Origin of the sequence: Aquabacterium sp., from assembly GCF_050725395.1 — a bacterium.
GTDB lineage: Bacteria > Pseudomonadota > Gammaproteobacteria > Burkholderiales > Burkholderiaceae_C > Aquabacterium.
In genome coordinates this window covers 23,629-48,938 of record NZ_JBOHHL010000003.1, presented here as the reverse complement: position 1 = coordinate 48,938, position 25,310 = coordinate 23,629, and the positions used below count along the sequence as shown (strand labels likewise).

Below are 25,310 nucleotides of genomic sequence, written 5' to 3'. Positions count from 1 at the left end.
CGCTTATTGAGACCTTATTCGTAGACTTCCGCGTTGGGGTCTGTTGCTTCCAGCTCATAACTGGCGGCCAGCATGGCCAGCCGTCCGATCACCCCGTACATGTAGAAGCGGTTGGGGGCGCTGACGCCCGGTTTGGCGCCCAGTTTGGGCATCTGGCTGGGCTCGGCGAAGGCCAGGGGCACGAAACTCGACCCCGGGGCGTTCAGGTTCTCGTCGATGCCCCGTTCGGAATGCACGCGGTAAAAGCCCCCGACCACGTAGCGGTCGATCATGTAGACCACCGGTTCGGCCACCGCGTTGTTCATCTGCTCGTAGGTGGGCACGCCCTCCTGGATGATGACCCGGCTGACTTCCTGGCCATCCTTGACCACCGACATCTTGTTGCGGGTGCGGCGGTTCAGGTCGGTCAGCTCTTTGGCGTCGCGCACCGTCATGATGCCCATGCCATACGTGCCGTTGTCCGCCTTCACGATCACGAAGGGCTTTTCGTTGATGCCGTATTCCTTGTATTTGCGACGAATCTTGTTGAGCAGCGCATCGACCTGGGTCTGCAGGCACTCGCCACCGCTGCCTTCCTGGAAGTCGACCTCGTCGCAGACCGAATACATGGGGTTGATCAACCAGGGGTCCATGCCCAGCAGCTTGGAGAATTTCTTGGCGACTTCTTCGTAGGCCTCGAAATGCTGGCTCTTGCGGCGCATCGCCCAGCCGGCGTGCAGCGGCGGCAACAGGTACTGCTCGTGCAGGTCGGTCAGGATGTCCGGAATACCGGCTGACAAATCGTTGTTGAGCAGGATGGTGCAAGGGTCGAAATGCTTCAAACCCAGGCGGCGCTTGGTGCGGATCAGCGGTTCGAGCGTCAGCACGCCGCCGTCGGGCAGGGGCAGTTCGGTCGGTTCGGTGATGCCCTCGTCCAGGGTGCCCAGGCGCACGTTCAGGCCGGCGTGGCTGAAGATCTGCACCAGGCGTTCCACGTTCGACAGGTAGTGCTGGTTGCGCGTGTGCTTTTCTGGGATCAGCAGCAGGTTCTTGGCCTCGGGGCAGATCTTTTCGATCGCGGCCATGGCGGCCTGCACGGCCAGGGGCATCATTTCCGGCGTCAGGTTGTTGAAACCGCCGGGGTAGAGGTTGGTGTCGACCGGGGCCAGCTTGAAGCCCGCATTGCGCAAATCCACCGAGGTGTAGAAGGGGGGCGTGTGCTCCATCCATTCCAGCCGGAACCAGCGCTCGATGGCCGGCATGGATTCGAGCATGCGCTGCTCCAGCTCGTTGATGGGGCCGGTGAGCGCGGTGATCAGGTGAGGAACCATGGGGCAGGCTTGTTGTCGTGGCTTGGGGGAAGCCCCCATTCTAGAAACATGCGGAGGCGTTATGAGCACCCCCATGCAAAAAGGGCTGCCCGAAGGCAGCCCCTGCAACTATCACGGTGATTGAATCAAACCACTGGACAGCTCACCTGTGCGATCACTTGTGATAAGCGGTTTCGCCGTGGGCCGAGATGTCCAGGCCTTCGCGCTCTTCTTCTTCGGAGACGCGCAGGCCGATCACCAGGTCGACGATCTTGTAGGCGATGACCGAGACCACGCCCGACCAGACGATGGTCAGGCCCACGGCCTTGGCCTGGATGATGACCTGGTTGACGATGGAGTAGTCGGCCGGGGCCACCATGCCCACCGTCACCCAGTCGGCGACAGCGCTCGGGCCACCCAGGTTGGGCGAGTTGAACACGCCGGTCAGCAGGGCACCCAGGATGCCGCCGATGCCGTGCACGCCGAACACGTCGAGCGAGTCGTCCGCGCCGAGCAGCTTCTTCAGGCCAGTGACACCCCACAGGCAGATCAGGCCAGCCAGCACGCCGATGATCAGTGCGCCACCGATGCCGACGTTGCCGGCGGCAGGGGTGATGGCGACCAGGCCAGCGACGGCACCCGAAGCGGCGCCCAGCATCGACGCCTTGCCCTTGAGCAGCGACTCACCGATGATCCAGCCCAGCACCGCGGCGGCCGTGGCTGCGAAGGTGTTGATGAAGGCCAGGGCGGCGAAGCCGTTGGCTTCCAGGGCGGAGCCGGCGTTGAAGCCGAACCAGCCCACCCACAGCAGGGCGGAACCGACCATGGTCAGGGTCAGCGAGTGAGGCGTGAACGCTTCCTTGCCGTAGCCGATGCGCTTGCCGACCATGTAGGCACCCACCAGGCCCGCGACGGCGGCGTTGATGTGCACCACGGTACCGCCAGCGAAGTCCAGCGCGCCCCACTGCCAGATCAGGCCGGCCTTGCCGTTCATGGCGTCGACCACGTCCTTGCCGGTGTAAGCGTCAGGGCCCATCCAGAACCAGACCATGTGGGCCATGGGGGCGTAGCTGAAGGTGAACCACAGCACCATGAACAGCAGCACGGCCGAGAACTTGGCGCGTTCCGCGAACGCCCCCACGATCAGGGCGCAGGTGATGCCGGCGAACGTGGCCTGGAAGGCCGCGAACACGATTTCGGGGATCACGACACCCTTGCTGAACGTGGCGCCATTGGCGAAGGTGCCCGCGACGTTGTCCCAGATGCCCTTCATCATCAGCCGGTCGAGCCCGCCGATGAACTGGTTGCCTTCGGTGAACGCCAGGCTGTAGCCGTAGACGAACCACAGCACGACGATCAGCGAGAAGGTCACCATGACCTGCATCAGGACCGACAGCATGTTCTTGCTGCGCACCAGGCCACCGTAGAACAGGGCCAGACCCGGGATGGTCATCAGGATGACCAGCAGGGTGGAGACCATCATCCAGGTCGTGTCGCCCTTGTTGGGGACCGGTGCTGGCGCGGCGGCGGCCGAGGCGGCTTCAGCGGGTGCCGGAGCAGCTTCGGAAGCGGCAGGGGCTGCCGCCGAGGGGGCTTCCGCCGGGGCGGTGGCGGTCACGGGGGCGGACGCGGCGGTGTCTTGGGCGTGGGATACGCCAAATACACCCAAAGCCGCCAGCCCCAGTGCGAGCGACGCAAGGAGTTTTCTCATGAAATGCCTCTTGGAAAATCAAAAATTGGCCATGGAGACGCGCCTGGATGGCACCCTCCACGGGGATCGATCAGAAACGAAGGACGGGTGTCCCTGGGTTCAAAGCGCGTCGGTGCCGGTCTCGCCGGTGCGGATGCGGATGACCTGTTCAAGCGAGGTCACGAAGATCTTGCCATCACCGATCTTGCCGGTGCGGGCCGAAGCCTCGATGGCTTCGATCACGCGGTCGAGGATGGATTCGTCCACCGCGGCTTCGATCTTGACCTTGGGTAGGAAATCGACCACGTACTCCGCGCCGCGATACAGCTCGGTGTGGCCCTTCTGGCGTCCGAAGCCTTTGACTTCGGTCACGGTGATGCCTTGAACGCCGATGGCGGACAAGGCCTCCCGCACTTCATCAAGCTTGAAGGGCTTGACGATGGCTGTCACCATTTTCATGGGTGCTTCTCCGGTGAGGTTATCTGGTGAAAAGGGGTACCGCCACCTTGTCTGCACGATCTGTGCCAGCGCTCCAAAACGGGGAGTCGTCAGTCCAGGTGTGACGAAGACGCACCAGTGTGAAGTCTTCAAGTTGTTTTTGCACCTGAATAGTGCCTTCGTTGCGCCAACGGCACATGGCGAATTGCCATGCACAAACATTGTGCGTGGACCGTGGCGTGGGGTGGACAGCGCCCCCATTGGGGGAAGTGCAGCCGGCAGGCGCCTCGGCACAATCGGCGCGCACCGGGCGATTCCCGTCAGCCCGTCGGGCCCCGGGCCGGTGCGTTTGCCGTTTCCTGGTGAGTGCCATGTCCCTAGCCATCGTTCACAGCCGCGCCCTGGATGGGCTCCATGCGCCGGAAGTCACCGTCGAAGTCCACCTCGCCAACGGCTTGCCTTGCTTCACCTTGGTCGGCCTGGCCGACACCGAGGTCAAGGAAGCCCGTGAACGCGTGCGTGCCGCGCTCAGCAACAGCGGTCTGGAGTTCCCCTACAACAAGCGGATCACGGTCAACCTGGCGCCTGCCGACCTGCCCAAGGAGTCCGGCCGTTTCGACCTCCCCATCGCCATCGGCATCCTGGCCGCCATGGGCCACATCGATGGTCGGCACCTGGCGGGCCTGGAATTCGCGGGTGAGCTGTCCCTGGGGGGTGAATTGCGGCCTGTGAGGGGAGCCTTGCCCATGGCCCTGGCCTTGCGGCGCCGTGTGCAGGGGGGATTGCTCAAGCGTGGCCTGGTGTTGCCGCAGGCCAGTGCCCGAGAGGCGGCGCTGGTGTCGGGGGTGCCGCTGTTCGAGGCCCGGCACCTGACGGAGGTGGTGCAGTCGTTGTTGGGCGACGAGGCCGCGCGGGTGCCCTTGGCGGCCGCCAAAGCCGAGGACGTGCCGCCGCCGCCCATGTCCCTGCCCGACCTGCGCGAGGTGAAAGGTCAATCGGCCGCCAAACGTGCCTTGGAGGTCGCCGCGGCCGGCAACCACAGTCTGCTGATGGTGGGCCCGCCAGGCACCGGCAAATCCATGCTGGCGCAACGTTTTGCCGGCCTGCTGCCCCCCTTGACCCAGGATGAAGCCCTGGAGTCGGCGGCGGTGTTGAGCCTGGCGGGACGCTTCGAGGCCAGCGGCTGGCGCCGAAGGGTTTTTCGATCACCGCACCACACGGCGTCGTCCGTGGCCCTGGTGGGTGGGGGCTCCCCGCCCAAGCCAGGCGAGATTTCCTTGTCCCACCACGGCGTGCTGTTCCTGGACGAGTTGCCCGAGTTTCCCCGCGCGGCCCTGGAAGCGCTGCGTGAGCCGCTCGAGACCGGGCACATCACCATCTCCCGGGCGGCCAGGCGCCACGATTTCCCGGCACGCTTTCAACTGATCGCCGCGATGAACCCTTGCCCTTGCGGCCACCTGGGCAATCCGCTCAAGGCCTGCCGGTGCACGCCTGACCAGGTGACGCGCTACCAGGGCAAGCTCAGTGGCCCGCTGCTGGACCGGGTCGATGTCCAGGTGGAGGTGCCGGCGGTGTCGCCCGAGGTCCTCGCCCAGGTTCCCGACGGCGAGACTTCGGCGCTGGTGGCCGAACGGGTGGCGCGGGCGCGTCAACGCCAACTCGACCGGCAGGGCTGTGTCAATGCCGTGCTGGACGGGGCGGGCCTGGACAACCTGGCCCTGCCCGAGCCGGCGGCCATGGCCTTCCTGCAGCAGGCCAGCGCGCGCCTGGGCTGGTCGGGGCGTGGATTCCACCGGGTGTTGCGCCTGGCCCGCACCATCGCCGATCTGGCCGAGTCGGACACCATCGCGCTGGCGCATGTGGCGGAAGCGATTCAATACCGCCGGGTGGTGCAGGCCCCGTGAGCCCCGGCCCTGTTTTTGGAGGATCATGGCCGCCTGGCCGACAAATGGCCCCTTCAAGGACACTCTCATGAAGACAGCGTTGATCACCGGTGGCAACAGCGGCATTGGCAAGGAAACGGCGAAAGCCCTGGTGGCGCGGGGCTGGCAGGTCCTGATCGCCGCGCGCGATGCGGCCAAGAGCCGTGCCCTGGTCGAGTCGGTCCGCACCAGCCATCCAGGGGCGCAGATCGACTGGTTGTCGGTGGACCTGTCCGACTTCAGCGGCATCGAAGCGTTTGCCGCCGAGGTTTCGCACCGATTGCCGGTGATCGATGCGCTGGTGCTGAACGCCGGCCTGTACACGCGGCGGCTGACCACCAACCGCACGGGCATCGAGATGATGTTTGCCACCACCCACCTGGGCCACTTCTTGTTGACGCACCACCTGCTCGACAAGGTGCGCGCCTCGTCCGACGGCCGCATCGTGGTCAGCAGTTCCGTGGCGCACTGGATGGGTGGGCAGATGGACCTGGACACACTGCGCCAGCCGTCCGGCAGCCAGTTCCTGCAACTGGTGCCTTTCCAGGCCTATGGCCGTTCCAAGCTCGCCAACATGCTGTTCGTGCGCGAACTGGCCAGGCGTCTGCAAGGCACTTCAATCAAGGTCAATGGCTTCCATCCCGGTGGCATCAAAAGCGATTTCTGGCGCGACACGCCGGGCTGGGTCACGGCCTCCGTCGACCCCTTTCTGGTGTCGGAGGCGGTGGGTGCCAAGACCCAGATTCACCTGGCGTCGCACGAGGGCCTGACCACCACGGGCGAGTACTGGTCGGGCCGCAAGGTCCGACGCGGCAGCGCGGCCAACCGGGATCCGGCCTTGGCCCGCAAGCTGTGGCGCTACAGTGAAGAGGTGTTCGGGATCACCGACTATGGCCGACCTGTGTCGGCCTCTACCCCCACTCAGATGAAGGCAGGCTGATGAGCAAGACCATGATGGCCCGACCACCCTCGGACACGCGTCGCCGCATCGCCGGTCTTTTGGCGATCGCCTTGCTCACGGCGTGCTCGGTCTCGCTGGCGGCAGGGCCGCTGGTCCAGGTCGAAGATGCCTGGGTGCGCCAGGCGGTCAAGGGGCAAAGCGGCACGGGCGGTTTCATGACATTGACCAGCCGCGAGCCGCTCACCCTGGTGGGCTTCAAGACCCCGGTGGCCTCCTCGGCCGAACTGCACGAGATGAGCATGCAAGGCGATGTGATGCGCATGCGTGCCATCGACGCCTTGCCGCTGCCGGCGGGCACGGCCGTGGTGTTGAAGCCTGGTGGGCATCACCTGATGCTGATGGGTTTGAAGCAGCCGCTCACCGCGGGCAAGGCCATGCCCCTGACGCTGCTGTTGCGCGATGGCAAAGGCAAGCTGATCCAGCAGGCTGTCCGTGTGCCGGTGCTGGCTTCCCCGCCCGATGCGGTGGCCAGCGACGCCTCACACGGGCACCACGGTCACTGATCTTCCAGGCGGCGTGGCGGGTAGGTGTCCCAGCCGTGGCAGCCTGGGCACTGCCAGAAGTAGTGCTGGCTTTCAAAGCCGCAGGCCGCGCAGCGGTAGCGTTGCAAGGGTTTGGCGGCCGTGGCCAAGGCATCTTGCAGGCGTTCGATCTCGGGCACGGTCAAGGGCACGCCCGTGCTCAGGCTCTCGCGGATCACGCCTTGCGCGGCCGACAAGGATGGCTGGTTGCTCAGGTGGGTGATCAGGCGCTGGCGACGCGAGGCCGGGTCGCTTTGCAGGCGGTTGAGCGCCGACAGCAAATCAACCGACGGTGCCTGCTTGTACAGGGCTTCAAGACGGGCCAGGGCCTGGGGCACCCCGTCGATGGCTTGCGCGCTGGTGACGTAATCCTGGGCCACGAGTGAGAACGCCTGAGGCTGAAGCGCCATCAGCTCATCCCACACGGCGAGGGCGGCGGCATGCTGTCCTTGGCGCACCAGGCGGTGTCCCTGCATGACCAGCGGGCGAGCGGCTTGCGGCGCGGCTTCCCGGGCCCTGACCAAAGCCTGCTCGGCTTCGTCGGACCGGCCTCGGGCATCGGCCTCCTGGGCCACTTCGCACCAATGGTGGGCCATGCGCTGGGCGAACGAGCCGGTGCCCGCGGCCTCAAGGTGGCGGGCCACCTCGATGGCGGGATGCCAGTTGCGGGAGCGCTCGTGCAGCGTCAACAGGGCCAGGCGGGAATCGGTGCTGAAGGCCGTGCCTTCCAGAGATTTGAACGCGGCTTCCGCGCGGTCGAACAGGCCTGCTTTCAGGAAATCCTGGGCCAGCGCGTGCTGGGCGCGTTCGCGGTCTTCGCGCCGCAGGTCGCCACGGGCCAGCAGGTGTTCATGAACACGGATGGCGCGTTCGTACTCGCCACGGCGCCGGAACAAATTGCCCAGGGCAAAGTGCAGATCGGAGGTATTCGGGTCGTGTTGGACGGCTTCGATGAAGGCGTCGATGGCTTTGTCTTGCTGCTCGTTCAGCAGCAGGTTCAGGCCCTTGAAGTAGGCCTGGGGCGACGCGCTGTCCTCCCGCTTGAGCTGGCGCAGGTCCAGGCGGGACGCCACCCAGCCGAGCAAGAAAAAGCCGGGCAGTGCCAGCAGCAGCCATTGCAGGTCAAATTCCATGAGGTCGTGTGCAGATGCCGCGGGGGCTCACTTGCCGGGCTTGCGCGGCGCGGGCATGTCGGGTGGGTGCGGCAGTTCGGCCGGCAGGGTGGAGTGGCCGCCGGAGCGGCTGTTGGCGTGGGTGGTGGTCGGTGTTGGCGCCACAGCCTTCTCGGGCAGCAATTGCAGGCGCTGGCGCGCATCGCGGCGATGGCGCCACCAGCTGGGCACCATGGCCAGCACGCCCGTGGCACAGCCCAGGCTGAACACGGCCAGCACGATGAACACCATGGGCGCCTGCGACTTGTAGCCCCAGAACCACTGCAGCTCCACCGGGTGCAGGTTGTTCATGGCAAAGGCGAACAGGACGAAGAACACCAGCCCACGGAACAACCAGGTCAAAACGCGCATGGCTTGCCTCAGGCTTTCTCATTGGAGGAAGGGCTGCCCTTGGCGTCCACGGCTTCGCGCAGGGCCTTGCCTGGTTTGAAGTGCGGCACCAACTTTTCGGGGATCAGCACCTGCTCGCCGGACCGGGGATTGCGGCCCATGCGGGGCGGGCGGCGATTGATGGAAAAACTGCCAAAGCCACGGATCTCGATGCGGTGACCGTGGGCCAGGGCTTCGGACATGGCGTCCAGGATGGTCTTGACGGCGAACTCGGCGTCGCGCTGCGTCAATTGGCCAAAGCGCTCGGCCAGGCGGGCCACTAGATCGGAACGGGTCATGAGGGTGTCACGTCAAGAGATCGGGGGCTGTGATGAAGACACGGGAGGGGGTGTGCTCATCACAACCCCCGCCGGGGCTTTTCGAGAAAAGTCTCGGCGGGGATGGATGGTCTCAGAAAAACGGGATCAGCCGTTGTTCTGGTCCAACTTGGCCTTGAGCAAAGCGCCCAGGCTGGTGGTGCCGGAACCTTCCTTGGCATCGGCGACGTTCAGACGTTGCAGAGCTTCTTGTTGCTCGGCGCTGTCCTTGGCCTTGACCGACAGTTGCAGGGAACGGGTCTTGCGGTCGACGTTGATGATGACGGCGGTGACTTCGTCGCCTTCCTTCAGCACGTTGCGGGCATCTTCCACGCGCTCGCGGGCGATTTCGGAAGCGCGCAGGTAGCCGGTGACGCCTTCGGTCAGTTCGATCTCGGCGCCCTTGGCGTCGACGGTCTTGACCTTGCCGGTCACGGTCATGCCACGGTCATTGACCGAGGTGTAGTTCGTGAACGGATCGGAGTCCATCTGCTTGATGCCCAGGGAGATGCGCTCGCGCTCGACGTCGATGGCCAACACGATGGCTTCGACTTCCTGGCCCTTCTTGTAGTTGCGCACGGCGGCTTCGCCGGGCTCGTCCCAAGACAGGTCGGACAGGTGCACCAGGCCGTCGATGCCGGCAGCCAAGCCAACGAACACGCCGAAGTCGGTGATCGACTTGACGGGGCCCTTGACCTTGTCGCCGCGCTTGAAGTTGACCGCGAAGTCGTCCCATGGGTTCGGCTTGCACTGCTTCATGCCCAGGGAGATGCGACGCTTGTCTTCGTCGATTTCCAGGACCATGACTTCCACTTCGTCGCCCATGTTGACGATCTTGTTGGGGGCCACGTTCTTGTTGGTCCAGTCCATTTCGGAGACGTGCACCAGGCCTTCGATGCCGGGTTCGATCTCGACGAACGCACCGTAGTCAGCGATGTTGGTGACCTTGCCGAACAGGCGGGTCGAGGCGGGGTAGCGACGCGAAACGCCAACCCAGGGATCGTCGCCCATTTGCTTCAGGCCCAGCGAGACGCGGTTCTTCTCGGCGTCGAACTTCAAAACCTTGGCGGTCAGTTCCTGACCAACCGTCACCACTTCGGAAGGGTGACGGACACGGCGCCAGGCCATGTCGGTGATGTGCAGCAGGCCATCGATGCCGCCCAGGTCCACGAAGGCACCGTATTCGGTGATGTTCTTGACCACGCCATTGATGATCGCGCCTTCGCGCAGCGTTTCCATCAGCTTGGCGCGTTCTTCGCCCATCGAGGCTTCGACCACGGCACGGCGCGACAACACGACGTTGTTGCGCTTGCGGTCCAGCTTGATGACCTTGAATTCCATGGTCTTGCCTTCGTAAGGACTCATGTCCTTGACGGGGCGGGTGTCCAGCAGCGAGCCGGGCAGGAAGGCGCGGATGCCGTTGACCAGGACGGTCAGGCCGCCCTTGACCTTGCCGGAGACGGTGCCGATCACGAACTCGCCGGAGTCCAGTGCGGTTTCCAGCGACAGCCACGAGGCCAGGCGCTTGGCCTTGTCGCGCGACAGGATGGTGTCGCCATAGCCGTTTTCGACGGCGTCCACGGCCACGGAGACGAAGTCGCCCACTTGGACTTCGAGCTCGCCCTGGTCGTTCTTGAATTCTTCGATGGGCACGTAGGCTTCGGACTTGAGGCCTGCGTTGACGACGACGAAGCTGTGTTCGACGCGCACCACTTCAGCGGTGATGACTTCGCCCGTGCGCATGTTGGAGCTCTTCAGAGACTCCTCGAACATGGCGGCAAAAGAGTCTGCGCCCGAGTAGGCGGCGGTTTGTGCTTGAGACATGAGAGTTTTCCTGTGCCGGCTTGGGGCCAGCGGTTGCGGCTTCATCGACAGGAACGACGAAGCACGGTTGGGTTGAGAACATGACACCTGGATCCACCTGACGGCGGCAGATCCTGACCGAGCCAAACCTCCGCCGGGCGGCGAAGGCCAGGTGTCACGGCCTTAAGTTGGCTTCACGCTTTTGACGTGAGGCCACCCGTCGACCCACCACTTCAACACTGTGTCGGCCGATTGGTCGCTGGTCAGTGCGGAATTGTCGAGTTTCCGGGCGTCTGGTGCGGGCACGAGGGGCGACACGGCGCGGGTGCGATCCCGCAAGTCGCGCGCCTCTAGGTCCGCGCATATCTCTTCAAGGTTAGCAGAAAACCCCTTTGAAATCAATTGGTTATATCGGCGCTCCGCGCGCTCTTTCACGCTGGCGGTCAAAAACACCTTGAGCGCGGCATCCGGGAAGATCACCGTGCCCATGTCACGGCCATCGGCCACCAGGCCGGGCAGGGCGCGGAAACTGAGCTGCAGGTCGACCAGCGCCTGGCGCACCCCAGGGATGGCCGAAATGCGCGAGGCCATGTGGCCAGAAGCCTCCTGGCGCAAGTCTTCACTCACTTCTTTGCCGTTCAGCCACACATTGTGCTGTTCGAAGTGCAGGGGAATGTGGGTGCCGATCTGGCGCGCGATCTTGGTCACGGCCTCGTGGTCGTCCGGGTCGATGCCCTTTTCGACGACCATCAACCCCGTCACCCGGTACAGCGATCCGGAATCCAGGAACTGGTAACCCAGGCGGGTGGCCAGGTTGTTGGCCAGCGTGCCCTTGCCCGAAGCCGAGGGACCATCGACGGTGATGACCGGGATCAGCGCGGGGTGGGTGTCGGCGACCTGGAACAGGGTTTCGAAATAATCCGGGAAGGTCTTGCCCACGCAGCGCGGGTCTTCGATGCGCACCGAGATGGGCGCACCGGGCGTGGCGGTGGGCGCCAGCGGGTTGAGCGCCGCCAGCGAGAAGCACATCGCCATGCGGTGGTCGTCGTAGGTGTGGATGCTGGCATGCTGCCAGACCGCGGGCGGCGTCACCTCGATGAAGTCTTCGCCCTCGACCACGGTGGCGCCCAGCTTGCGCAGCTCGATCGCCATCGCCGAGATGCGGTCGGTTTCCTTGACGCGCCAGCTGGCGATGTTGCTCAGGCGTGTCGTGCCGTTCGCATACAGCGCCATCACGGCCAGGGTCATGGCGGCGTCGGGGATGTGGTTGCAGTCCAGGTCGATGGCCTTGAGCGGCCAGGTGCCCCGGCCCACTTCCAGCCAGTTGGGGCCGCTGGTGACCTGCGCGCCCATGGCCTGCGCGGCCTCGACAAAGCGGATGTCGCCCTGGATGGAATCCGCGCCCACGCCTTCGATGCGCAGCGGGTCTTCCACCGCGGCCAAAGCACCGGCCGCGATGAAGTAAGACGCCGACGAGGCATCGGCCTCGATGTGGATCTCGCCGGGCGACTGGTAGCGGCTGCCTTGCGGGATGACGAAGCGTTCCCAGCCCTGGCGCTGCACCTGGATGCCGAAGCGCGCCAGCAGGTTCAGGGTGATCTCGATGTAGGGCTTGGAGATCAGCTCGCCCTCGACCTCGATGGTCAAATCGTGCTGTTGCGACACCAAGGGCAAAGCCAGCAGCAAGGCGGTCAGGAATTGGCTGGACACGTCACCGCGCACGCGGATGGCCTGGCTCAGGTTGAGCCGGCCGCCTTCGATGCGCAACGGCGGATAGCCTTCCTGGCCCAGGCAGGTGATCTGGCAGCCCAGCGGGCGCAGCGCATCGACCAAGTCGCCAATGGGGCGTTCGTGCATGCGCGGCACGCCTGTCAAGGTGTAGATGCCGCCATGGCTGGCCGACAGCAGGGCGAGGACGGCGGTGAGTGGGCGGATGGCCGTGCCGGCGTTGCCCATGAACAGGTCGGCGTTCAGCACCGACAGGCGCCCGGCCAGGCCGGTGATGCGCACGGTGTCACCGGATTGCTCGAGATCGCAGCCCAGCACGCGCAAGGCGTCCAGCATGACGCGGGTGTCATCAGAGGCCAGCAGGTCGTGGACGACCGTGGTGCCTTCGCTCAACCCCGCCAGCAGCAGGACCCGGTTCGAGATGCTTTTGGAGCCGGGCAGGCGCACGGCGCCACTGATGCCCAGCAAGGGTGGGAGGTCGAGGAATTCGGTCGTGTACATGAGGAGGGGAAATCAGCGCGCCTTGGTCAACGCTGCGTCTGGGGGCCGCTTCGGCCGGGGGAACTTTGCAGCGTCCATTGGCTGCGGGCGTCCGAGGCGGACTGAATCTGGCTTTCAAGGGCCGAGCCATTCCAGTTGCGCATCTCGTGCTCCATGGCGTCCAGCGCGGCGCGGAAGGCCATCGACTGGCGAAGCACTTCCTCGCGGTTCGACAGGAGGATGTCGCGCCAGATGGTCGGGTCGCTGGCGGCGATGCGGGTGAAATCGCGGAAGCCCGGGCCGGCCAGCGACAGGAACTCGCGGCCCGAAGGCTGCTCGGCCATCGCGTTCAAGTAGGCAAAAGCCAGCAGGTGCGGCAGGTGGCTGACAGCGGCAAAGGCCGCGTCGTGGTTCTCGGGTGACATCTTCAGCACCTGGCAACCAATGGCCGACCACACGTCGGTGGCCTTTTGCAGCAGGATGGGGTCGGTTTGCGTGAGCGGCGTCAGGATCACCTTGCGACCCTGGTACAACGCCGCGTCGGAGTGCTCGATGCCCGCGACTTCCCGGCCCGCGATGGGGTGGGCTGGCACGAAGGACGGCAAGCGCTCTTTCAAGACGCGGCGGGCCGCATCGACCACGTCGCGCTTGGTGCTGCCCACGTCCATGAACAGCACGCCGGGATCCACCAGGTGGCGAATCGCCTTGAAGGTGCTTTCGCTGGCCGCCACGGGCACGGCGATCAGCACGATGTCGGAGCCCGCCACGGCGAGCAGGGCCGATTCGGCGGCGACGTCGATCACGCCCAGGCGGCGCGCCTTTTCAACGGTGGAGGGCGATTTGCTGTAGCCCACCACGCGCTTGACCAAGCCCGCCTTTTTGAGGGCGAGCGCGAACGAACCGCCCATCAGGCCGCATCCGATCAGTCCCAGTTGGTTGAACATCGTCAAGGGTCTCAGTGCACGTCGAGCGGGTAGGTGCCCAGCACCTTGAAGAACGAGCATTGCTGGCGCAGTTCGTCCATCGCGGCGGCGACGTTGTCCTGGGCGGGGTGGCCGGCCAGGTCGATGTAGAAAACGTATTCCCACTGACCCGAGCGGGCCGGGCGGGATTCGAAACGGGTCATCGACACGCCGTGGCGCTTGAGCGGCACCAGCATGTCGTGCACCGCGCCAGGGCGGTTGTCCACCGACACGATCAGGCTGGTGCAATCGTGGCCCGTGGGCGCGCTGGGGGTGATCAGTTCGGGCAGCGAGACGATGACGAAGCGCGTGCGGTTGTGGGCGTCGTCTTGCACGCCCGACTGCAGCACGTGCAGGCCATAGCGCGAGGCCGCGCGCGTGCTGGCCAGGGCCGCGATGCTGGCGTCTTCGCTGGCCAGGCGCGCGCCTTCGGCGTTGCTCGACACTGGGCGGCGCTCGGCGTCGGGCAGGTTCTGGCTCAGCCAGCCGTGGCACTGTGCCAATGCCTGCGGGTGGGCGCACACGGCGGTGATGCCCTCGCGCGAAGGTTCCTGGCGCAGCAGGTTGTGGCTGACCATCAGGCTGGTCTCGCCAATGATGGCGATGGGCGATTGCAGCAGCAGGTCGAGCGAGCGGGCCACCACGCCTTCGGTGGAGTTTTCGAGTGGCACCACGCCGAAGTCGGCCGAGCGGGCCACCGTGGCGCGGAACACTTCGTCGATCGAAGGACAAGGCAGGGCTTCGATGGACGAGCCGAAATAATCCAGCGCGGCCTGTTCGCTGAAGGTGCCGGCCGGGCCCAGGAAGGCCACGCGCAGGCGCGCTTCCAGCGAGCGGCAGGCCGACATGACTTCGCGCCAGATGGGCGCGATGCTGTCGGCCTGGATGGGGCCCGGGTTCAGTTGCTTCAGCTTGTCGATCACCTGCGCTTCGCGGTCCGGGCGGAACACGGGCGAGCCGTCGATCTTCTTGACCTCGCCCACGGCCTGGGCCAGTTGCGCGCGCTGGTTCAGCAGTTGCAGCAACTGCTGGTCCACCGCGTCGATGCGGGTGCGCAGTTCCCCCAGTTGTTCTTCAACGGGGCGTTGGTCGGGGCTTGGGTGGTCAGCCATGGCGCTGTGCGAACTCTTTCAGGTAAGCGACCAGGGCATCGACGCCAGACAGCGGCATGGCGTTGTAGATCGAGGCACGCAGGCCCCCGACGCTCTTGTGTCCCTTGAGTTGCAGCAAGCCTTGTGCCTTGGCGCCAACCAGGAAAGGTTCGTACAGGGCCTCAGATGGCAGGAAGAAGGGTGCGTTCATGCGCGAACGCACCTCGGGCGCCACATGGGTGCTGTAGTAGCCGGAAGTGTCCAAATAGCCATACAGGCGCTCGGCCTTGGCGACGTTGCGGGCCTCGACGGCGGCCAGGCCTTGCAGATCGCCTTCACGCTGACGCTTGATCCACTGGAACACCAGGCCCGCCAGGTAGATGGCATAGGTGGGGGGCGTGTTGTACATCGACTCGTGGTCGGCCACGGTCTTGTAGTCGAAGGCCGAGGGCGTGATCGGCAGGGCGTGGCCCAGCAGGTCTTCGCGCACGATGACCAGGGTCAGGCCGGCGGGGCCAAGGTTTTTCTGAGCGCCCGCATACGCCAGCCCCACGCGCGACCAATCGATGGTGCGCGAAGCAATGTGCGATGAACAGTCGATCACCAGCGGCGCATCGCTGCCCAGTGCTTTCAGGTCGGGCAACTCGTGCAGTTCGACGCCGTTGATGGTCTCGTTGCTGCACACATGCACGTAAGCGGCATTCCGGCTCAGCTTCCACGAGGCCGGGGCTGGCACGGTGGTGTGGCCATCGGCCTCGTTGCTCGCCGCCACGTTCACCAGGCCGTACTTGCGCGCTTCCTTCTGCGACTTGATCGACCACGAACCCGTGACGACATAGTCCATTTGTCCGCCACGCGACGACAGGTTCAGCGGCACGATCGCGTTCTCGGCGATCGCACCACCTTGCATGAACAAAACCTTGTAGTTGGCGGGGATGGCCAGGATCTCGCGCAGGTCGCTTTCGGCCTGCTCGGCAATGGAGATGAACTCCTTGCCGCGGTGGCTCATCTCCATCACGCTCATGCCCGACCCATGCCAGTTCAGCATCTCGTTCGCCGCCTGTTGCAGGACTTCTTCGGGCAGCACCGCCGGACCGGCGGAAAAATTGAAAGGTCGGGTCATCTCGTTCAACGCTTCAAGGCGTCATTGCATCACTTGCTGGCGGCGGGCTTGGGCGCGGCAGGCTTGGTCTGCTTGGCAGGCGCCGTCGCGGGAGCGGGGGCTTGGCCGCCACCGCTCAACTTGCCACCCGTGGCGTTGTCCAGGATGGTGCGCAGGTTGTTCTGCACGGCCTGCAGCTTGGGGTCAAGTTGCGGGCGGACGTCCAGCACGATCTTTTCCAGGAAAGCAGGGCCGATCAGGTCGGGCAAAGCGGCCTGGTACTTCTTCAGCACCGGCGAATCCAGGATCGTGATCAGTTGCTTCAGTTCGTCTTCGGTGAACTTTTCTTCCAGCGCTGGCGCCACGGTCGAGGCACCCAGCTTGCTGGCGCTGCTCTTGAACATCGGCACGGCGGCGTCCAGGTACTTCTTGATTTCAGCGTCGACCTGCTTGGCCGTGGCTTCACGCTTTTCAGGCGGCACGGCCTGGGCCAGGACCTGCTTGGCGCTGCCAACCAGTTGGCGGGCGGGCTGTTCGGCCAGGTTTTGCGCGGCGTTGTCGATCAGCGGCTGCTGACTGGCCATCATCTTCTGAACCAGTTCCTTCTTGGACTGGGCAGAGGCCGACAAAGGCAAGGCCAGCAAGGAGGTGGTGAGGGCGGTCGCCAAGGCCAGTTGGGTGAACTTCATCGTTGTACCTTTGATTTTGGTGCAGTGTTGCTGCGGGATCATTGGGCAGAGCCATCGCCTTCAGGCGCGGCGGCATCTGGAGTTTCGTCTTCACCGCCTTCGGCCGCATCGGCCTGGGCGTCATTCTCGACAATGCGCTGCAAGCCGATCAGCTTGGCGCCTTCGTCCAGAGCGATCAGGGTCACGCCTTGTGTGGCGCGGCCCAGTTCGCGGATTTCCGACACGCGGGTGCGCACCAGAACACCCTTGTCCGTGATCAGCATGATCTCGTCTTCCGGGCGCACCAGCGTGGCCGCGACCACCTTGCCATTGCGCTCGGTCTGCTGGATGGCGATCATGCCCTTCGTGCCCCGGCCATGGCGTGTGTACTCGACGATGCTAGTGCGTTTGCCATAACCGTTCTCGGAGGCGGTCAATACGCTTTGCGTCTCGTCTTCGGCCACGAGCATGGCGATCACACTCTGGCCTTCTTCGAGCATCATGCCGCGCACGCCGCGGGCGTTGCGGCCCATCGGGCGCACATCGTCTTCGTCGAAGCGCACAGCCTTGCCGCCATCGCTGAACAACATCACGTCGTGTTTGCCGTCGGTCAGGGCGGCGCCCACCAGGATGTCGCCTTCGTCCAGGTCGACCGAGATGATGCCGGCCTTGCGCGGGTTGCTGAACTCGGTCAGCGCCGTTTTCTTGACCGTGCCCAGCTTGGTGGCCATGAACACGAAGTGATCTTCAGGGAAGCTGCGGAACTCGCCGGTCAGCGGCAGCACCACGTTGATCTTCTCTTCGGGCTGCAGCGGGAACATGTTGACGATCGGGCGGCCGCGCGAGTTGCGCGAGCCGCTCGGCACTTCCCAGACCTTCAGCCAGTACACGCGGCCACGGTTGCTGAAGCACAGCATGTAGTCGTGCGTGTTGGCGATGAAGAGCTGGTCGATCCAGTCGTCTTCCTTGGTGGCCGTGGCCTGCTTGCCGCGACCGCCGCGCTTTTGCGCCCGGTACTCGGCCAATGGCTGGCTCTTGATGTAGCCGGTGTGCGACAGCGTCACCACCATGTCGGTCGGGGTGATCAGGTCTTCGGTGCCCAGCTCTTGCGCGTTGTGCTCGATCACGCTGCGGCGCGCGCCGACCTTGGTCTGGCCAAACTCCTGGCGCACCACGGTCAGCTCTTCCGAGATGATGAAGGTCACGCGCTCTGGCTTGGCCAGGATGTCCAGCAGGTCGGCAATCTGGGCCATGACCTCTTTGTACTCGCCGATGATCTTGTCTTGTTCCAGGCCGGTCAGGCGTTGCAGACGCATCTGCAGAATTTCACTGGCCTGGTCGTCGGACAGGCGGTACAGGCCATCGGGCTGCATGCCGTACTGGGCCAGCAGGCCTTCGGGGCGGTAGGCCGCCGGGTCGCCTTCGGCGCGCGCCAGCATCTCGCGCACCATCGACGAATCCCAGCTCTTGCTCATCAGGGCGGCCTTGGCCACGGGGGGCGTCGGCGAGGTCTTGATGGTCTCGATGAACTCGTCGATGTTGGCCAGCGCCACGGCCAGGCCTTCCAGCACATGGCCGCGTTCGCGCGCCTTGCGCAGCTCGAACACCGTGCGGCGCGTGACCACTTCGCGGCGGTGCTCCAGGAAGATCGCCAGCAGGTCCTTCAGGTTGCACAGCTTGGGTTGCCCGTCGATCAGGGCGACCATGTTGATGCCGAAGGTGTCCTGCAGCTGCGTCTGCTTGTACAGGTTGTTCAGCACGACCTCGGGCACTTCACCGCGCTTCAGGTCGATCACCACCCGCATGCCCGATTTGTCGGACTCGTCCTGGATGTGGCTGATGCCTTCGATCTTCTTTTCGTTGACCAGCTCGGCGATGCGCTCCAGCAGGCTCTTCTTGTTGACCTGGTAGGGGATCTCGTCAACGATGATCGACTGGCGGTTGCCCTTGTCGATGTCCTCGAAGTGGACCTTGGCGCGCATCACCACGCGGCCGCGGCCGGTGCGGTAGCCATCGCGCACGCCGCTCAGGCCATAGATGATGCCGGCGGTCGGGAAGTCAGGCGCCGGGATGATCTCCATCAACTCGTCGATGGTGGCGGACGGGTTCTTCAGCAGGTGAAGGCAGGCGTCCACGACCTCGTTGAGGTTGTGCGGCGGGATGTTGGTGGCCATGCCCACGGCGATGCCGCCTGAGCCGTTGATCAGCAAGTTGGGCAACCGCGTCGGCATGACGGAGGGTTGCTTTTCGGACCCGTCATAGTTAGGTTCGAAATCGACCGTCTCCTTGTCCAGGTCGGCCAGCAACTCGTGCGCGATCTTGGACAGGCGGATTTCGGTGTACCGCATGGCCGCGGCGTTGTCGCCGTCGACCGAGCCGAAGTTGCCCTGGCCATCGACCAGCATGTGGCGCAGCGAGAAGTCTTGCGCCATCCGCACGATGGTGTCGTACACCGCCGAGTCGCCGTGCGGGTGGTACTTGCCGATCACGTCGCCCACGATGCGGGCCGACTTTTTATAAGGCCGGTTCCAGTCGTTGTTGAGTTCGTGCATCGCGAACAGAACGCGGCGGTGCACGGGTTTCAAGCCATCGCGCGCGTCGGGCAGGGCGCGGCCCACGATCACGCTCATCGCGTAATCGAGGTACGAACGCCGCATCTCCTCTTCGAGGCTGATGGGCAGGGTTTCCTTGGCGAATTGGGTCATGCGAGGCGTTTATCCAGGCGGAGGGGAACTTCGGGATTGTAATTGGCCGCTCTTGTCGTCCCCGAGCAACATCTCGCAACGTGTTTCGACGTCTTTGGTCGGATGGCTTGAGTGAAATATTGGCTATGGCACAATCGATTCCGTTTTCTCTCACTAGGGACTTCCCTTGGTTCTTGTCAAGCAAAGACCAGGCAAAACCCCTGGCACGAGTTCTGCCGTATAGGCATTCCGCGGCGTTGCGCTGCGTCTAATTTTTGAGGATCTGCATGAACAAACTCAATAACGTTGCGGCTCTGTTCGCCGTGGTCGCCATGGCGGCCTCGATGGGCGCTTCTGCTCAAAATGTCAACAACTGGGTTTCGTCCGATGGCAAGCCCGTGAAGAACGGCACCAACGAACTGTGCTGGCGTGACAACTTCTGGACGCCCGAGACCGGCGTCCAGGGTTGCGACGGCGTGCCTCCTCCTCCTGCCGCGCCCGTGGCTGCGCCCGCACCTGCTCCTGCAGCTGCCCCGGCTCCTGCCCCCGTGCCCGTGCCGGCTCCCCAGACTGAAAAGGTCAGCTTCGCCGCTGATGCCTTCTTCGACTTCGACAAGGCTGTGCTCAAGCCCGAAGGCAAGGCCAAGCTGGACGACCTGGCCGACAAGGTCAAGGGTCTGAACCTGGAAGTCATCATCGCCGTGGGTCACACCGACTCCAAGGGCACCGATGCCTACAACCAGAAGCTGTCGGTTCGCCGCGCCGATGCCGTCAAGGAATACCTGACCACCAAGGGCTTCGAAGCCAGCCGCGTCTACACCGAAGGCAAGGGCGAAGCCCAGCCCGTGGCCGACAACAAGACCGACGCCGGCCGTGCCAAGAACCGCCGCGTGGAAATCGAAGTCGTGGGCACCCGCACCAAGTAATTGGTCGCCCCCGGCACACGATGCCCCCTGAAAACCCCGCCTTGGCGGGGTTTTTTCATGTCTGAAAAAGGCACAATACACCCCAACAGGGGAGCCCATCGGTGTGATTGCCGCACGAGGTGATGCGCATCAAACTTCTGGGCACAGGGAGTGTCATTGATTGGAGTGGTTCCGATGGATCACGTTCACGTCGACCCCGCCGTTTCTTCCGCTTTGTCCCGTCGTGCCACGGTGGCTTTGATGCTCGCCATGGCCTTGGCGGCCGTGGTGGGCCTGGTGGCCTGGGGGCCGGTGGGCCTGGTGCCCCACATGCATCACTTCGTCGATGAAGGCACGTGGATGGGCGTGCCCAATGGCATCAATGTCCTGAGCCACGTGCCGCTGATCCCGATCGGACTCTGGGGCATCTGGCGCGTCAGCCGTCTGCCATCCAACGAGCGTTTGCGCTGGATCTGGGCCTGGTTCTTCCTCTGCCAAATGCTGGCGACCTTGGGCGGCATGTTCTACCACTTGGCCCCCAGCGACTCGGCTTTCATCTGGGACCAGGTGCCCAAGTCGGCGGCCTGTTCCCTGTTCGCCTTTGCCTTCCTGGCCGAGCGCATCGACCGGCGTTTTGGTGAGTCGCCGGCCATCGCCACCGCGCTGATCGCCTCACTGTTGGGTGGCATCTGGTGGTTGTACAGCCTGCACCACGATGGCGTGGGCGACTTGCGTCCCTTGATCTGGCTGGAAATGCTGCCGGTGCTGCTGGTGGCCACCGGAGCCTGGACCCTCAGCGGCCACCTGCTGTCCCGTCAGGACTGGATGCGTTCGCAGATCAGTTTCGTCGTGGCGCAAACCGTGGACTGGACGGACGGCGCGGTGTTCGACCTGACGCACCACGCCATTGGCGGCCATTCGGTGCGCCACCTGGCTTTGGCCGCGTGCGTCGGTTGGGTGGCCTACCGGCTGGGCCAGGAAACCGTCAGGCCCCAAAGAAAGACCGCCTCGGAGGCGGTCGTGGACACCAGCACGCTGGAAGTCGCCTCCTGATGCTGATCAGCCTGGGCCAATCGATGATCAGGCCAGTGCGACGTCCTTGCCACTCAAGCGCTTGGCCAGCATCGTCGCCATGCGGTTGACGATGCCGTAGATCGACAATTGCGGGTTGGCGCCGATGCTGGTCGGGAACACCGAGCCATCGTGCACCGACAGGTTCTTGACCTGCCAGTGAACGCCGTCGGGTTGCACCACGCCTTGCTGTTCGGTCTGTCCGATGCGGCAGCCGCCCATGATGTGGGCGCTGCCCACGGCGGTCATGTAGTTGCGCATGTCGAACTTGGCAATCGCGGCCTTGGCTTCGGCGAAGGTCTTGACGTAGTTGGCTTGCTCGTGGGCCGGCAGGACCTGCTGGGCGCCGGCCGCGAACTGGATCTCGGCCATGCTCAACAGGGCGCGTCGGAAACCATCCTGCAGGTACTCGGAGACCGGGTAATGCAGCGCCGGGAAGCCGTCCGGCTTGAGGATCACTTCTCCACCGACGGATTGCTCATGGAAGCCGTCGCGGATCAGCGCCAGCATCATCTGGGTGTGCGGATAGTGCGCCAGGCGTTCGGCGAAGGTCGTGCCCACGCCGCCCAGCATGTAGGCCATCAATCCAGGATGGATGGGGGTGGCTTCCAGTTTGTAGCCCACGGGGCCATCGATGGGCTGGGTGTACAGGAAGTGGTCGGAGTAGATGGACTGTGGCGCCCCGGCCCAGCCTTCGATCTTCTGCTCGTAGACCGCTGACGAAAACACGACCGGGTGCAGGAAGGTGCGCTTGCCCACCAGGCTGTGGGGATCGGGTGCCTTGGAGCGCATCAGTACGGCGGGCGAATTGATCGCGCCACCCGACAAGACGTAGTGTTTGGCGACGACGCGCATGGCCTTGCCCGGCACGGCGGTGCCGTTGGGCGTGACACCCAGGCAGCGCAGGCCGGTGACCTGGTCGTTGGTGATGTCGATCTTTTCGACACGCGTGTGGTGGAAGAGGCGGGCGCCCGCCTCCAGGGCCGCCGGGATGGTGGTCACCAGCATGGATTGCTTGGCGTTGACGGGGCAGCCCAGGCCGCAGGAGCCCAGGTTGAAGCAACCCTTCACATTGCGCGGGATGACGTGGGCCTCGATGCCCAGCTTCGTCGCACCGGTGCGCAGCAGCTCGTTGTTCGCGTTGGGGGCGCCTTCCCAGGGGGCCATGTTGAGGCGCTGCTCGGCCTGCTTGAACCAGGGCGCCAGCGTCTCGACGTGGTAATCGGCCAGGCCAAAGTGTTCCTGCCAGTACTTGAGGGTGGTGGGTGGCGTGCGGAAGGAGCTGGTCCAGTTGACGACGGTGGTGCCCCCCACGCAGCGGCCCTGGAGCAGGCTGATGCCCTTGTCGAGGGTCTTGCGCGTGATGCCTTCCTGGTAAAGGGAGGCGTAGGCTTCGGACTCTTTCTGGTTGAAATCGGAGCTGGTCTTGAGTGGGCCTTCTTCGATCACGACGACGTCCAGGCCGGCCTTGGCCAGCAGTTCGGCGGTGATGCCGGCACCCGCACCGGAGCCGATGATCGCGACATCGCAGGTGATCTGCTCGGGCAGGTTTTGCTCGCCATGCGTGACTTTCCAGCCACGGGCAAGACCTTCGCGGAAGGGGTCGGGCAGTTTGCTCATAAGTCGAGGGGGCCGGGGTAGGCGGCGATGGACCAATTGTCGGGGGTGGAGAAGAAGGCCAGGCAGGTGACGTCGCGGAGCACGTGGTACGACACCAACTGAGGCACTTGGCTGTGCAGCCGCATGGTGTTCAGGGCCTGGTTGATGTCCTGCACGCTGGCCTCGGTCCATGGCTTGCTCAGCCCTGTCAGCAGCCAGCGGGTAGGGGCGTTCGCCAGCGCGCCCAGCAGGCCGGCGAGCTCGATCTGGCTGCTGGTCGGCATGCTCCGGATCACCTCGTCCAGGCGGCCCATTTGTTGTTCGAGCTTGGCTTCGCGTTGCGCCTTGTCGGCTGGCAGCACGTTCGCGAGAACCGCCCTGGCGACGGCCTTGAAGATGTCGCGGCCTTGTTCGGTGAGAACACCGTTCGAGATGCCGCGATTCCAGTACGTCCAGCCACCAAAGGCGCCCAGGGCGGCGCTGGTGACCAGGGCTGTTTTCAGGAACCAGCGCCGCTTGGGCGCCAGGGGGTGGTCTATCGAGCGGTCAACCATGTCTGCTTCTTCCTGGAAAGGAAACAATGCTTGTCAAATTTGAAGGCGATTGTGCCTCGTCCGCGGCATGGCTTGGCCGCCTTGTTCAACGAGGATGCGGGGTTGACCAGTTTGTGGCAAAGACACGGGCTGCCTCAATGGGTGTCCGATTTCGGGAATACCCTGATCTGGCTATGTTGCAAAATGAGTGCAGTGTTTCAAGTCAGTCTCATCTCTGATGTCTGGCGGATGAAACGGTCTTGTTATCTTTTGAGAGGCTCGCAAATGGCAATGTCCAAACCATGGTTGGCGCAGTACGAAGCTGGTGTTCCCGCCGAGATCAATCCAGGTGAGTACAACTCGCTGGTCGACTTGCTGGACCAGGCGTTTCGAGAACACGCTCGCCGGGACATTGCCGCGTTCATGGAAGTGCGCTGGACCTTCGCGCAGGTCGACGAGATGTCGCGCGCGCTGGCCGCTTGGCTGCAGGCGCAGGGCCTGTCCAAGGGCGCGCGCGTGGCCTTGATGATGCCCAACGTGCCGCAGTACGTGGTGGCGATCGCCGCGGTGCTGCGCGCAGGCTATGTGGTGGTCAACGTCAACCCGCTGTACACACCGCGCGAACTCGAGCACCAGCTCAAGGACTCGGGCGCCGAAGCCATCGTGATCCTGGAGAACTTCGCGGTGACCCTGCAGGATGTGATCGCCCGCACGCCCGTCAAGCACGTGGTGCTGGCCGCCATGGGCGACATGCTGCCCGGCCTGAAGGGCCCCTTGGTCAACTTCGTGGTCCGCCACGTCAAGAAGATGGTGCCGGCCTTCAGCCTGCCCAATGGCGGCCCGATCAAGGTCACGCCTTTCAAGAAGGCCTTGTCGCAAGGCGCTGCCGCCCAATACAACCGCCCCAGCCTGACGCCCAACGATGTCGCCTTCTTGCAGTACACCGGTGGCACCACCGGCGTGTCCAAGGGCGCGACCTTGCTGCACCGGAACATCGTGGCCAACATCCTGCAATGCGAGGCCTGGTTCAAGCCGCAACTGACCAAGCTGGGCAACCAGCCCATCGTGACGGTGTGCGCCCTGCCGCTGTACCACATCTTCTCGCTGACGGTCTGCTACTTCATGGGCGCGCGCCTGGGCGGCATGAACATCCTGATCCCCAACCCGCGCGACATCCCCGGCTTCATCAAGACGCTGACGAACTACAAGGTCAACCAGTTCCCCGCAGTGAATACGCTGTACAACGGACTGGCCAACCACCCTGATTTCGCCAAGCTCGATTTCTCGGGCCTGAAGATCTCGAACGGCGGCGGCATGGCCGTGCAGCAGGCCACGGCCGAGAAATGGAAGAAGCTCACCGGTTGCCCGATCGTGGAAGGCTATGGCCTGTCCGAGACCTCGCCGGTGGCCACGGTCAACCGCCTGGACATCGCCGAATTCACGGGCTCGATCGGCTACCCCGTGCCCTCCACCGAAGTGGCGATCCTGGACGACGATGGCAAGCACCTGGCCTTTGGCGAGGCGGGCGAAATCTGCGTGCGTGGCCCGCAGGTGATGGCCGGTTACTGGCAGCGTCCCGATGAAACCGCGAAGGTGATGACGGCCGACGGCTTCTTCCGCACGGGTGACATCGGCATCATGGACGAGACGGGCCAGACCAAGATCGTGGACCGCAAGAAGGACATGATCCTGGTGTCGGGCTTCAATGTGTACCCGACCGAGGTGGAGCAGGTGGTGAGTCTGCACCCCGGCGTGCTGGAATGCGCCGCCATCGGGGTGCCCGACGAGAAGGCCGGCGAGGCGGTGAAGGTGTTCGTGGTGCGCAAGGACCCGAGCCTGACCGAAGCGGCCATCGCCGAGTTCTGCAAGGAGCAGCTCACCGGCTACAAGCGCCCCAAGTACATCGAGTTCCGCAACGACCTGCCCAAGACCAATGTGGGCAAAATCCTGCGCCGCGAACTGCGCGACGAGAAAAAGGCGGCCTGATCCTTTTGTGGGTCAGTTG

The 25,310-nt window shown here is 64.4% G+C and carries 21 protein-coding genes; 6 read left to right on the top strand and 15 right to left on the bottom strand.

The genetic code is table 11. From position 1 onward, the window contains the following. Nucleotides 1-14: 14 nt before the first annotated feature. The 3 genes from gshA to ACREB4_RS02900 all read right to left on the bottom strand — a co-directional run bounded on the left by gshA (nt 15) and on the right by ACREB4_RS02900 (nt 3,438). Nucleotides 15-1,310 (bottom strand): glutamate--cysteine ligase, encoded by a 1,296-nt coding sequence (gene gshA / locus ACREB4_RS02910; protein WP_431586691.1) that lies wholly within the window; start codon nt 1,308-1,310, stop codon nt 15-17. 154 nt (nt 1,311-1,464) lie between these two features. Next, nucleotides 1,465-3,000: an ammonium transporter gene (locus ACREB4_RS02905; RefSeq protein ID WP_431586690.1), complete on the bottom strand. Its 1,536-nt coding sequence runs from the start codon at nt 2,998-3,000 to the stop codon at nt 1,465-1,467. A gap of 99 nt (nt 3,001-3,099) precedes the next feature. Continuing rightward, nucleotides 3,100-3,438, bottom strand: a complete 339-nt coding sequence (locus ACREB4_RS02900) for a P-II family nitrogen regulator (protein ID WP_230182375.1) — start codon at nt 3,436-3,438, stop codon at nt 3,100-3,102. A gap of 350 nt (nt 3,439-3,788) precedes the next feature. Between ACREB4_RS02900 and ACREB4_RS02895 the strand changes: the two genes are divergently transcribed. From ACREB4_RS02895 to ACREB4_RS02885, 3 genes are all read left to right on the top strand, one after another. Next, nucleotides 3,789-5,321, top strand: a complete 1,533-nt coding sequence (locus ACREB4_RS02895; protein WP_431586689.1) for a YifB family Mg chelatase-like AAA ATPase — start codon at nt 3,789-3,791, stop codon at nt 5,319-5,321. A gap of 67 nt (nt 5,322-5,388) precedes the next feature. Continuing rightward, nucleotides 5,389-6,279 (top strand): SDR family NAD(P)-dependent oxidoreductase, encoded by an 891-nt coding sequence (locus ACREB4_RS02890; RefSeq protein ID WP_431586688.1) that lies wholly within the window; start codon nt 5,389-5,391, stop codon nt 6,277-6,279. Then, nucleotides 6,279-6,803 (top strand): copper chaperone PCu(A)C, encoded by a 525-nt coding sequence (locus ACREB4_RS02885; protein ID WP_431586687.1) that lies wholly within the window; start codon nt 6,279-6,281, stop codon nt 6,801-6,803. The genes ACREB4_RS02890 and ACREB4_RS02885 overlap by 1 nt, the downstream gene beginning before the upstream one ends. Here the strand turns inward: ACREB4_RS02885 and lapB are convergent. The 10 genes from lapB to gyrA all read right to left on the bottom strand — a co-directional run bounded on the left by lapB (nt 6,797) and on the right by gyrA (nt 19,218). Then, nucleotides 6,797-7,954 carry a lipopolysaccharide assembly protein LapB gene (lapB, locus tag ACREB4_RS02880; protein WP_431586686.1) on the bottom strand — a complete coding sequence of 386 codons (1,158 nt, stop codon included), beginning with the start codon at nt 7,952-7,954 and terminating at the stop codon, nt 6,797-6,799. The genes ACREB4_RS02885 and lapB overlap by 7 nt on opposite strands. Nucleotides 7,955-7,981: 27 nt before the next feature. After that, nucleotides 7,982-8,344, bottom strand: a complete 363-nt coding sequence (locus ACREB4_RS02875; protein ID WP_431586685.1) for a LapA family protein — start codon at nt 8,342-8,344, stop codon at nt 7,982-7,984. Between the two features lie 8 nt (nt 8,345-8,352). Continuing rightward, nucleotides 8,353-8,661 carry an integration host factor subunit beta gene (locus ACREB4_RS02870; protein ID WP_431586684.1) on the bottom strand — a complete coding sequence of 103 codons (309 nt, stop codon included), beginning with the start codon at nt 8,659-8,661 and terminating at the stop codon, nt 8,353-8,355. Nucleotides 8,662-8,787: 126 nt separating this feature from the next. Continuing rightward, on the bottom strand, nt 8,788-10,503 hold the full coding sequence (gene rpsA / locus ACREB4_RS02865) for a 30S ribosomal protein S1 (RefSeq protein WP_431586683.1): 1,716 nt from the start codon (nt 10,501-10,503) through the stop codon (nt 8,788-8,790). 162 nt (nt 10,504-10,665) lie between these two features. Next, nucleotides 10,666-12,711 carry a bifunctional 3-phosphoshikimate 1-carboxyvinyltransferase/cytidylate kinase gene (locus tag ACREB4_RS02860; protein WP_431586682.1) on the bottom strand — a complete coding sequence of 682 codons (2,046 nt, stop codon included), beginning with the start codon at nt 12,709-12,711 and terminating at the stop codon, nt 10,666-10,668. Between the two features lie 26 nt (nt 12,712-12,737). Then, nucleotides 12,738-13,634, bottom strand: a complete 897-nt coding sequence (locus tag ACREB4_RS02855; RefSeq protein ID WP_431586833.1) for a prephenate dehydrogenase — start codon at nt 13,632-13,634, stop codon at nt 12,738-12,740. An 11-nt stretch (nt 13,635-13,645) separates the two neighbouring features. Further along, complete coding sequence (gene pheA, locus ACREB4_RS02850; RefSeq protein WP_431586681.1) at nt 13,646-14,764, bottom strand: prephenate dehydratase; 1,119 nt, start codon at nt 14,762-14,764, stop codon at nt 13,646-13,648. Then, nucleotides 14,757-15,866 carry a 3-phosphoserine/phosphohydroxythreonine transaminase gene (gene serC, locus ACREB4_RS02845; RefSeq protein ID WP_431586680.1) on the bottom strand — a complete coding sequence of 370 codons (1,110 nt, stop codon included), beginning with the start codon at nt 15,864-15,866 and terminating at the stop codon, nt 14,757-14,759. Before serC ends, pheA begins: the two co-directional genes overlap by 8 nt. 29 nt (nt 15,867-15,895) lie before the next feature. Continuing rightward, nucleotides 15,896-16,534 carry a hypothetical protein gene (locus ACREB4_RS02840; protein WP_431586679.1) on the bottom strand — a complete coding sequence of 213 codons (639 nt, stop codon included), beginning with the start codon at nt 16,532-16,534 and terminating at the stop codon, nt 15,896-15,898. A gap of 38 nt (nt 16,535-16,572) precedes the next feature. Beyond that, nucleotides 16,573-19,218: a DNA gyrase subunit A gene (gene gyrA / locus ACREB4_RS02835; protein ID WP_431586678.1), complete on the bottom strand. Its 2,646-nt coding sequence runs from the start codon at nt 19,216-19,218 to the stop codon at nt 16,573-16,575. A 266-nt stretch (nt 19,219-19,484) separates the two neighbouring features. Here gyrA and ompA point away from each other — a divergent pair, with 266 nt between their 5' ends. Beyond that, entirely contained in the window at nt 19,485-20,123 is a 639-nt protein-coding gene (ompA, locus tag ACREB4_RS02830) for an outer membrane protein OmpA (protein ID WP_431586677.1), read from the top strand. Between the two features lie 174 nt (nt 20,124-20,297). Continuing rightward, nucleotides 20,298-21,155 (top strand): hypothetical protein, encoded by an 858-nt coding sequence (locus ACREB4_RS02825; protein WP_431586676.1) that lies wholly within the window; start codon nt 20,298-20,300, stop codon nt 21,153-21,155. 27 nt (nt 21,156-21,182) lie between these two features. Here ACREB4_RS02825 and ACREB4_RS02820 read toward each other — a convergent pair whose 3' ends face one another. After that, a complete protein-coding gene (locus ACREB4_RS02820) occupies nt 21,183-22,793 on the bottom strand; it encodes a GMC family oxidoreductase N-terminal domain-containing protein (RefSeq protein ID WP_431586675.1) in 1,611 nt (536 codons plus the stop codon). Continuing rightward, nucleotides 22,790-23,326: a hypothetical protein gene (locus ACREB4_RS02815; protein ID WP_431586674.1), complete on the bottom strand. Its 537-nt coding sequence runs from the start codon at nt 23,324-23,326 to the stop codon at nt 22,790-22,792. Before ACREB4_RS02815 ends, ACREB4_RS02820 begins: the two co-directional genes overlap by 4 nt. A 270-nt stretch (nt 23,327-23,596) precedes the next feature. Between ACREB4_RS02815 and ACREB4_RS02810 the strand changes: the two genes are divergently transcribed. Then, nucleotides 23,597-25,291, top strand: coding sequence for a long-chain-fatty-acid--CoA ligase (locus ACREB4_RS02810; protein WP_431586673.1), 1,695 nt, complete (start codon nt 23,597-23,599; stop codon nt 25,289-25,291). Nucleotides 25,292-25,310 lie beyond the last annotated feature (19 nt).